The organism is Candidatus Dormiibacterota bacterium (assembly GCA_035532835.1).
In the GTDB taxonomy this organism is placed as follows: domain Bacteria; phylum Vulcanimicrobiota; class Vulcanimicrobiia; order Vulcanimicrobiales; family Vulcanimicrobiaceae; genus DAHUXY01.
Map to the genome: position 1 here is coordinate 1 of DATKQG010000117.1, position 8,926 is coordinate 8,926.

General features: G+C 61.5%; 12 protein-coding genes. All 12 read left to right on the top strand.

Annotated features, from left to right (window positions below):
• Window positions 1–322 precede the first annotated feature (322 nt).
• Window positions 323–673, top strand: a complete 351-nt coding sequence (gene rplS / locus VMW12_14010; protein HUZ50838.1) for a 50S ribosomal protein L19 — start codon at window positions 323–325, stop codon at window positions 671–673.
• A gap of 52 nt (window positions 674–725) precedes the next feature.
• Window positions 726–1,412 carry a signal peptidase I gene (gene lepB / locus VMW12_14015; protein ID HUZ50839.1) on the top strand — a complete coding sequence of 229 codons (687 nt, stop codon included), beginning with the start codon at window positions 726–728 and terminating at the stop codon, window positions 1,410–1,412.
• A 13-nt stretch (window positions 1,413–1,425) separates the two neighbouring features.
• Entirely contained in the window at window positions 1,426–2,154 is a 729-nt protein-coding gene (gene lepB, locus VMW12_14020; protein HUZ50840.1) for a signal peptidase I, read from the top strand.
• 17 nt (window positions 2,155–2,171) lie between these two features.
• Window positions 2,172–2,681 (top strand): signal peptidase I, encoded by a 510-nt coding sequence (gene lepB / locus VMW12_14025; GenBank protein ID HUZ50841.1) that lies wholly within the window; start codon window positions 2,172–2,174, stop codon window positions 2,679–2,681.
• Between the two features lie 2 nt (window positions 2,682–2,683).
• Window positions 2,684–3,493: a ribosome biogenesis GTPase YlqF gene (ylqF, locus tag VMW12_14030; GenBank protein ID HUZ50842.1), complete on the top strand. Its 810-nt coding sequence runs from the start codon at window positions 2,684–2,686 to the stop codon at window positions 3,491–3,493.
• Window positions 3,474–4,148 (top strand): ribonuclease HII, encoded by a 675-nt coding sequence (locus VMW12_14035; GenBank protein ID HUZ50843.1) that lies wholly within the window; start codon window positions 3,474–3,476, stop codon window positions 4,146–4,148. The genes ylqF and VMW12_14035 overlap by 20 nt, the downstream gene beginning before the upstream one ends.
• Window positions 4,126–4,467 (top strand): YraN family protein, encoded by a 342-nt coding sequence (locus tag VMW12_14040; protein ID HUZ50844.1) that lies wholly within the window; start codon window positions 4,126–4,128, stop codon window positions 4,465–4,467. The genes VMW12_14035 and VMW12_14040 overlap by 23 nt, the downstream gene beginning before the upstream one ends.
• 18 nt (window positions 4,468–4,485) lie before the next feature.
• Entirely contained in the window at window positions 4,486–5,772 is a 1,287-nt protein-coding gene (locus tag VMW12_14045) for a protein kinase (protein ID HUZ50845.1), read from the top strand.
• Window positions 5,773–5,780: 8 nt separating this feature from the next.
• Complete coding sequence (locus VMW12_14050; GenBank protein ID HUZ50846.1) at window positions 5,781–7,403, top strand: APC family permease; 1,623 nt, start codon at window positions 5,781–5,783, stop codon at window positions 7,401–7,403.
• A gap of 3 nt (window positions 7,404–7,406) precedes the next feature.
• Entirely contained in the window at window positions 7,407–7,592 is a 186-nt protein-coding gene (locus VMW12_14055) for a hypothetical protein (GenBank protein HUZ50847.1), read from the top strand.
• Complete coding sequence (locus VMW12_14060) at window positions 7,589–8,227, top strand: universal stress protein (protein ID HUZ50848.1); 639 nt, start codon at window positions 7,589–7,591, stop codon at window positions 8,225–8,227. The genes VMW12_14055 and VMW12_14060 overlap by 4 nt, the downstream gene beginning before the upstream one ends.
• A 37-nt stretch (window positions 8,228–8,264) precedes the next feature.
• Window positions 8,265–8,926 (top strand): hypothetical protein (locus VMW12_14065; protein ID HUZ50849.1); only part of this gene is annotated, 662 nt, incomplete at its 3' end.

Genomic DNA, 8,926 nt, shown 5'->3' on the forward strand with positions numbered 1-8,926 from the left:
CGGGCCAAAAGACGCCGGACCTGGCGGTCGCACAGGCCAAGCTGGGCGGCCACCTCGGCTTGGGTAAGAGTTCCCGCCTCGAGGCGCTGACAAGCGTCCAGTCGGGCGATTTCGGGTCGGCTCATCGTCAGAAGCTCCATCGGGGGAACTCCGACGGCCAACCCGGACATCTCTACTTGGGGGAAAACCGGACATTTCTATTTGGGGCCTACACAGTGACAGGAGTCGCTTGCGGGGGCGAAGCTGCCCGTGGTATTATGCCGAGGTTGTGCTGGGGTCTGCCCCGGCTATTCGTTCGTCCGCTCTTTAGAGAAAAGCAAACATGAACGTCATCGATGTCCTCAACAGCGAGCAGCTCAAGGCGAGCATCCCGGAGTTCCGCTCCGGCGATACCGTGAAGGTCTATTCCAAGGTCGTCGAAGGCGGCAAAGAGCGCGTCCAAATGTTCGAAGGCGTGGTGACCGTTCGCACGGGCGGCGGCTCTCACTCGGCCGTAACCGTGCGCCGCGTCGCTCACGGCGTCGGCGTCGAGAAGACGTTCCTCTTGCACAGCCCACGCGTCGAGAAAATCGAAGTGAGCAAGCGCGGCATCGTCCGCCGCAGCCGCCTCTACTATCTCTCGGACAAGATCGGTAAGGCCGCACGCATCAAAGAAAAGAAGGCGACGAAGTAGCCTGACCCCGCTTGAGCTACTCGGGCTGATCCTAGTCTTTGCGATCGCCCGAATCGCCCTCGGATTCTTCACCAAGGCGGCCGACGACGATCAGTCGTCGGCCGCTCTTGTCGTACGCGAGTATCTCGACGCCGTCATCGTCGCGGGCCTGGTCGCACTGTTTCTGACGACCTTCGTCATCCGAACCTTCTATATTCCGTCGATTTCGATGGTTCCGACGTTGCAAGTGAGCGACATGCTGCTGGTCAACGAGCTCGACTACCATTTGCACGCGCCCCGTCCCGGCGACATCGCCGTCTTCACCCCACCGGTCCGTTCGGGCGGTGACGAATTCATCAAGCGCGTCGTCGGCGTGGCCGGCGACACGATTCGGATCGCCGGCGGCGTGGTCTATCGCAATGGCACGGCGCTGAAGGAACCCTACGAAAATCAGCCGCCGAACTACGACCTAAAGATCGCCGACTACACGATCTACGTGAACGGGCAGCCTCTCGGCCCCGCGACGGCGAATATCCCCCCCAGGTCGATGTGGCAGGCGCCGGATCGTATACCCCGGGGCTTTGTTTTTATGCTCGGCGATAATCGCAACTACTCCGAAGATTCCCACGTTTGGGGCTTCGCGCAACTTCACGGACACTTCGCTGCCGGCCCGCTCGCGCATAGTAAGACGGTCGCGGGATTCGCCGGACGCGCAATCATGATTTTTTGGCCCTTCGACCGCATTCGCATCCTTCACTGATTCACGAGAGAAGATGACTCCACTTCAACTCCTTACGCTCGTAGCCATTATCGCCGCCGTGCGCATCGTGCTCTCGTTACGCCCCGTCGTAGCGAGTTCGAGCGGACGAACTACCGCGATCGCGCGCGAATATCTCGACCCGTTCATCGTTGCGGGGCTTGCCGCGTGGATACTGATCACCTTCGTCGCCCGTACGTACTACATTCCCTCGGCATCGATGGTGCCGACGTTGGAAGTCCACGACGTGCTCTTGGTAGACAAGTTCGAGTATCGGTTCCACAAACCGAACGAGGGCGACATCGTCGTCTTCCCGCCGCCGATTCCTACGCCTGACGACTTTATCAAGCGCATTATCGGGCGTCCCGGCGACACGATGCGTATCGAGGGGGGCATCGTCTACATCAACGGCAAGGCGCTGGCCGAGCCGTACATCGCGCAACGCCCGGATTACGAACTTGAGATCAAGAATTACGGCGTCTACGTCGATGGCCAACCGCTCGACCCGTCGGTTGCAAATATTCCGCCCAAATCGGCCTGGACCGCACCCGACCGGATCCCACCCAATTGCTACTTCATGATGGGCGACAATCGGAACGATTCGGAAGATTCGCACATCTGGGGATTCGCGCAAGCCGGCGGCACGTTCGCGACCGGGCCGAGAGCGGGCAAACCGGCCGGATTCACCGGGCGCGCATTCTTGATCTTCTGGCCGATCTCGCAGGCAAAGATTCTCTCGCGTTAGACCGAACACCACGCGACGTGACTCGGCTCTTGCATTGGCGCTCGCTTGCGAGCCTCGCGTTGCAGTTGGTAATTCTCGCTCTGCTGATTGCGGCATTCTTCATCCGAATGCCGCAAGTCTCGGGGCTTTCGATGGAGCCGCATATCGTCTCGGGCGAATACGTGCTCATCAACACGATCGCATATCGCCTAGCGCCACCGCATCGCGGCGATATCATCGCCTTCCGTCACGACGGCGACCCGCCCGAAATCTTCATCAAGCGCGTCATCGGGCTGCCCGGCGACCGGGTGCGTATCGAACGCGGCACGGTATTTCTGAACGGCGTGCCGCTGGCGGAACCGTACATCCGTTTCACCGACACACGAAGCTTCCCGGAGGTCACCGTACCGCCCGGCGCCGTCTTCGTACTGGGCGATAATCGCGCCAAGAGCGAGGACTCACGCGTCTTCGGGCCCGTTCGCGAACGTCTGATTATCGGTCGCGCGATCGCGGGCGTGTGGCCGATTCACGATATCGGCGCGCTGTAGCCGTGAGCGACAATCTCGATAAGGTCGTACAGTGGTACCCCGGCCATATGGTCCGGGCGATGCGCAGGATCGGCGAATACCTCAAGCTGATCGATATCGTCATCGAGGTGATCGATGCTCGCGTGCCGGTCAGCGGCGCAAACCCGATGCTCGACACGCTTGCCAAGAATCGCGATCGGATCGTCATCCTCAATCGCGACGATCTCGCGGACCCGGCGACGACCAAGAGCTGGCTCGCGCACTTCGCATCGATCGGGCGCGAAGCGCTGGCGACAACCGGGCGCGACCAGCAGAGCCTCACGCGAGCGATCGCGGTGATGAAGCGCATGGCAACCGGGCGCGGAATCTCGCGCGCGATCGTCGTCGGCCTTCCCAATTCGGGAAAATCATCGATCATCAACGGGCTCTTGCGAAGGTCGGCCGCTCGCACAGAAGACCGAGCAGGCGTCACGCGCCAATTGCAGTGGTTCCGTTTAGGGCCGGGCCTCGAAGTGATGGATACGCCAGGCATTCTCGTGCCGAAAATCGCAACCAGGGAAGCCCAGTGGAAGCTCGCAATGGTGGGCGCGGTCCCACGCGAACGCTACGATCCCGAGGAAGTCGCTATCAATTTTCATCGCTGGCTGACCGATGCCACGCACGGTCGCACCCGCGTTCCGGATCTCGAAACGTTCGCTTCCGCGCGCGGCTTCGCGCGCAAAGGCGGCGAGATCGATTATCACAACGCCGCGCAATCCTACATCAGCGCGTTCAACGACGGCGTGTTCGGCCGCATCTCCTTAGAAGCACCCGATGACCCCGCAACAACGTAAAGAGCGCAGCGCGTACGAGCGCGAACGGCGACGATTACACCGGTTGCATCGATACGAACACGCCGTGCGCGAGCGCGGATTTCAGCTGGTCGGCGGCATCGACGAAGTCGGCCGGGGCCCGTTGGCAGGGCCGGTCGTGGCGGCCTGCGTCGTCGCGCGCGAGCCGCTGATGATTCACGGCCTCAACGATTCGAAGAAGGTTCGCCCGGAGATGCGCGATTCGATCGCCCACCAAGTACGCGAACTCGCGACCGGCTGGGCCATCGGCGTAGCGACGGTCGCGGAGATCGACCGCCTCAATATCTACTGGGCCAGCGTCTTGGCGATGGAGCGGGCGATAGCCGCCCTGCCGTGCGAAGCGCCGGAGTACCTCTTCACCGACGCGGTGCGCATCAAATCGTACCCGGGCCCCCAAGAGCCGCTGATTAAAGGGGACGCGATCTGCGCGGTGATTTCCGCCGCATCGATCGTGGCCAAAGTCTACCGCGACGCGCTCATGCAGGAGCTCGACCGCGAAGACCCGCGCTACGGCTTTGCGACCCACAAGGGATACGCAACGCCGCAGCACATCGAGGCGCTGCGGATCTACGGGCCGTGCGTCCATCACCGAATCGGGTTCACGCGGGTCAAAGATGCCCAACTCGACTTCTTCTAAGGGCCGGGACGGCGAGGATCGGGCGGTGGCCCTGCTCGAGGCGGCCGGCTACCGCATCCTGGAACGCAACGTCCGCGTGCCCGGGGGCGAGATCGACGTCGTCTGCCTGGATGGGCGAACGTTGGTGTTTGTGGAGGTCAAGCAGCGTAGCGGGGCTGCCTTTGGGTCGGCGCTCCATGGGGTCGATGCCCCCAAGCGCAAGCGGCTACGCCGGGCGGCTGCCGATTACGCCCAAATCGTCGCACCCGCGGCGAGGTTTCGCTTCGATGTCGTGGCACTAGACGGTAATCGGCCACAGTTGCATCGAAACGCCTTCTAGGATGGTGAACAGGGCATAGTGGAATCACTCCAAGGACGGACCCTCGGCGGGCGTTACGACATCGCCGAGTTGATCGGGCGTGGCGGCACGGCCGACACCTACCGGGCTCAAGACCAGACGCTGGGCCGGGATGTTGCCGTAAAGGTGCTGATCGAGCGCTCCGACGAGACCAATGCGCGCTTGCTTTTGGAAGCCCGTGCGATGGCGCGCCTCAACCACCCCCGCATCGTCGCCGTCTACGATGCCGGAGAGGACCACGGTATCTCCTACATCGTGATGGAACTCGTACGCGGTAAAACGCTCTCGGCGCTCGAAGGCGGCGAACTCGGCTACAAGCAGGCTCTCGGCTATATGTACGAGATTTTGGAAGGGCTGGACTACGCGAACTCGCAGGGAATCATTCACCGCGACATCAAGCCGGCGAACGTCATGACGGTCGATGAAGGCCGCCACGTGAAGCTCACCGACTTCGGGCTGGCGCGCCGCGCGAGCGAAGTGACGCAAACGACGCGGACAGGGCAGATCGTCGGCACCATTTCCTACCTGGCACCCGAGCGATTCCTCAGCAAGCCGGCCGACGTGCGCAGCGATCTCTACTCGGTCGGCATCTTGATGTACGAGATTTTTACCGGTACGCTCCCGTTCCGCAACGACCGCGACGACATCGTCGCGACGATGTACTCGCACGTTCACGATCTACCGACCTCTCCGCGCGAGATCAACCGCAATATTCCCGAGGTCCTCGAAAGCGTGATCATGCGCGCGATCGAAAAAGACCCCGGACGGCGCTACCAGACCGCTCGCGAATTTTTAGTCGAGATCGAAACGCTGCTCGGCCCGCTGCCGACGACGCCGGCACCCTTAAGCGAGCCGCCCCGCCCACTACGCACGTTCACGCCGGCTGCGGGCGGCGCCAGCACCGACCCGACGCTCCGCCAGGCCCTCGACCGGGCACTGGCATCCTCGCGCAATCGCAACGACGCCTTGGAGAACGTGCTCAAAGGCATGATCGCCACGCGACGTCGCAACTACGACGAAGCGCGCGACGCATATCTCGCGGCCATGCACGAACTCGCCGCGATCAACAACGACGTGGAGTACGCCAAAACCGCTCTCAAGTACGCCACGATGGTTCTGCAAAAAGCGGCCGACGGACAGCGCGAGCGCAACGAGCTGCGCGACGGCGTCAACCGCCTCAACGAAGCCTTACGGATCTTTCACGATTTCGGCCTACACGAACAGTACGCGCATGCCGAATACACGATCAATGCCCTAGAACGCACCGCCATCGGAATTATTTTTTAAAGCCATACATGCCGACTGATAACAAGCCGGAGCTGCGTCGCTCCGTCACGCCTTGGGGCTCCTTCGCATGGGGCTACTCCGATGTCGGGGCCGACATCTTTGTCGGCCTGGGCTTGGTGCTCGCCGCCGCAGCCGGCGCGTCGAACGTTGCATTTCTTTTCGCCGGAATCGTTTACGTTTGCATCGGGCTGGCCTACACCGAACTCGCCGCCACCTACCCGGTGGCCGGAGGCGGCCAATACTTCGTCCAGCGCGGGCTCGGCGATGTATTCGGATTCATGGCGGGCTGGGCCGTACTGCTCGATTTCACCATCGACGTCACGCTCTTCGCCTGGACGTGCGTCGATTACAGCAGCCAATTGGCGCCGGTCTTGGTTGCATCCGTCCACCCCTGGGTCCACTTCCTGGTCACACTGGGGCTGATCGTGGGCCTATGCGTGCTCAACATCGTGGGCGTGCGCGAAAGCACCGCGTTCAACGGGTTCGTCTCCGCACTCGACGTCGTGAGCGAATGCTGCATCCTCTGCTTCGGCTTCCTCTTCACGTTCCGGCCCGAACTGTTGATGCACAACATGCAGATGCACTGGCCCTCGCCTTACCAATTGATGCTGGGCATCTCGCTTGCAATCATTTCGTTCGTCGGCCTCGAATCGATCTCGCAGGCCGCCCAAGAGACGCAGCGTCCGGCGTCGGTCGTGCCGCGCACCTCGGTCGCGCTCATCCTCACGATTTTGATCTTCGCGCTTTCTTATTCCAACCTCGCGTTGGGCATGCATCCGTGGCACCCCATTTTCGATGCCCACGGCCACCCGATGCAATTCTGGGAAATCTTCCCGAATAACCCCGATAATCAAGGTAAGGCCGTGGCGCTGCTCGCCCAGCAGATCCCGTATTTCGGGGCGCTCGCGGCATTTTACGTCCCGGTCTTAGGCGCGATCTTACTCTTGATCTCTTCGAATTCGGGCGTGTTCGGCAGCTCGCGCATCGCCTACGCGATGTCGAGGGGCAATCTCTTGCCCTCCATCTTCCAACGCGTCCATGCCAAGTACCGGACGCCGGTTATTTCGATCGCGACCTTCTGCGGCGTCGCGATCGTCGAACTGATCTTCGCAGCGCTGCCGTCGCTGGATCCAAACGCCAATGCGATCTACGCCCGCCTCTTTCGGGGGGAAAGCGGCCTGGATTTCCTCGCCGATCTCTACGCATTCGGCGCTGCAACCAGCTACTCGTTCGTCTTTATCGCGCTGGTCGCGTTGCGTCTGCACGACCCGTTGAGCCCGCGCAAATTTAAGATTCCATTCAATATTCCGGTACGAGTAAACGGCGAGCGTGCGGAATTCCCGATCATCGCGGTTCTCGGCTTTCTGGGCATTGGATCGATCCTGGTCTTCACCCTATTCACCCATCCCATCGGGCGCATCGCCGGCCCGTTGTGGCTGATCTTCGGACTGATATTCTACCTGTTCTATCGCCGCAGCCGCAAACTCCCGATGTTCCATTCGCGCAAGCAAGACTGGCGCAAGCAACAAATCGAGATCCTGCGCAGCGCCGGCGAACTCGAGCTGATGGACGAATACCTTGCCAATCTCAAGACGCACGACGAGCGCGTCGCGACGGAGGCGAAGGCCTAACAGATGCTGATCCTACGAGCCGTTTTGGCAGCAGCGATCGCCCTTGTCGGCGCGGTGGTCATCGTGCGTATGCTCGGCCAAGGGCTGCATTTTGAGATCCTGCCCGGCTTGGTTTTAGGCATCGCCATGGTTGCCTTAGGCACCCACCGGCTCTCCCTCATCATGCGGATACGCAGAGGTTCCACGTGATCGCGCCGCCCACCGAATTCCACGTGCAAGTCACGGTCATCGGCGCCGTTATCGCGGTGTTCATCGCGGCCTCGATCGGAGCAACCCTGTGGTGGATGCTGCACCCGCCGGCTTCGTTCGTGCAAAAACTCGCGCAAGAAGCCGAGAACGAGCTCGAGCGCATGGTGGGCAGCATCATCGTCGTGTTCTCTCCGGAGATTCTCTCGGGACACATGATGGCGCTGGCGGCCAAACTCGCGCGCGGCGAGAAATCCGAGTTGCTGGCCATCTACGTGATCGAAGTCCCCTACACGCTTCCCCCGGACGCCGAGATGCCGCTTGAAGAGCGCGCCGCCCTCGACGCTTTGGGCGCAGCGGAAACGATCGCCCTCAATAGTGACGTTACGCTAAGGACGGAGACGATCAAGGCCCGCTCGACCAAACAGGCCGTACTCGACATCGCCAAGCGAGAGAAGGCAAATCTCATCATCCTCGGCTCGTTCCGCGAGGGCAAGTACAGCGGCGCTCCTTTAGGCCGCGCGATCGAAGAAGTCGCATCCGATGCAAAATGCGATGTGCTCATCGGCGTTGAAGGCAAGCACGGAACCTTACTCATCGACGAAACGCTACAGTCCACCGGAGAGACTCGCTCTTAGAGCGCGCGTGCGCTCGCACTAGCTACAGGAGAGAACTATGCTCAAACGCTCGCCCGCCCTCATCCTGGCAGCGGCAGTCGCGTCGCTACTCGTGGCTCCGCATCTCGCCATGGCCGCAAACTCCACACCCGCAATCGCCGCCTTCGATGCGGCTTTCGCTAAGACGAGCCAATTCACGTACAAGCTCCGCGCCCACGAAACCAAAGGATCCTCGGTGCAAGACCGGCTCTACGACTATTCGTTCATGAAGCCGCACTTTGCAAAAACGCTGATCGAGTCCGGCGATGGCAAGGGCTCCGGCGCGGTATGGGCCGGCGGCGACCAGGTCAGCGGCCATCAAGGCGGTTTTCTCTCCGGCATTCATCTTAAAATCAGCCTCCACGACGGACGCGCCGTCTCGCTGCGCGGCTACACGATCCCCGACGGCCTCCCGCAGAACATCATCGCGAAGTACACCAGCATTCCCGGGAAGCTCTCGCAAGCCCCCGGCGGCAAGATCGACGGCGTGCCCACCGATCGCGTCGAGCTCATCGTCGCAAGCCCCGCAACCAACGACGGCATATCCGAGCAAATCATCTACCTCTCGCAGGTAACGCACTTCCCACTGCGCGAGATCCTCTACTCCGGTTCGCAAGTCGTGCTCGATCAATCGTTCCTCAACTGGAACTTCAACCCGGGCCTAACGGCAAACGACTTCCC

Excerpts from the sequence above, each read along its gene's own strand:
- rplS (HUZ50838.1), top strand. The coding sequence starts at position 323 with ATGAACGTCATCGATGTCCTCAACAGCGAGCAGCTCAAGGCGAGCATC.
- lepB (HUZ50840.1), top strand. The coding sequence starts at position 1,426 with ATGACTCCACTTCAACTCCTTACGCTCGTAGCCATTATCGCCGCCGTG.
- VMW12_14035 (HUZ50843.1), top strand. The coding sequence starts at position 3,474 with ATGACCCCGCAACAACGTAAAGAGCGCAGCGCGTACGAGCGCGAACGG.
- VMW12_14040 (HUZ50844.1), top strand. The coding sequence starts at position 4,126 with ATGCCCAACTCGACTTCTTCTAAGGGCCGGGACGGCGAGGATCGGGCG.
- VMW12_14050 (HUZ50846.1), top strand. The coding sequence starts at position 5,781 with ATGCCGACTGATAACAAGCCGGAGCTGCGTCGCTCCGTCACGCCTTGG.
- VMW12_14055 (HUZ50847.1), top strand. The coding sequence starts at position 7,407 with ATGCTGATCCTACGAGCCGTTTTGGCAGCAGCGATCGCCCTTGTCGGC.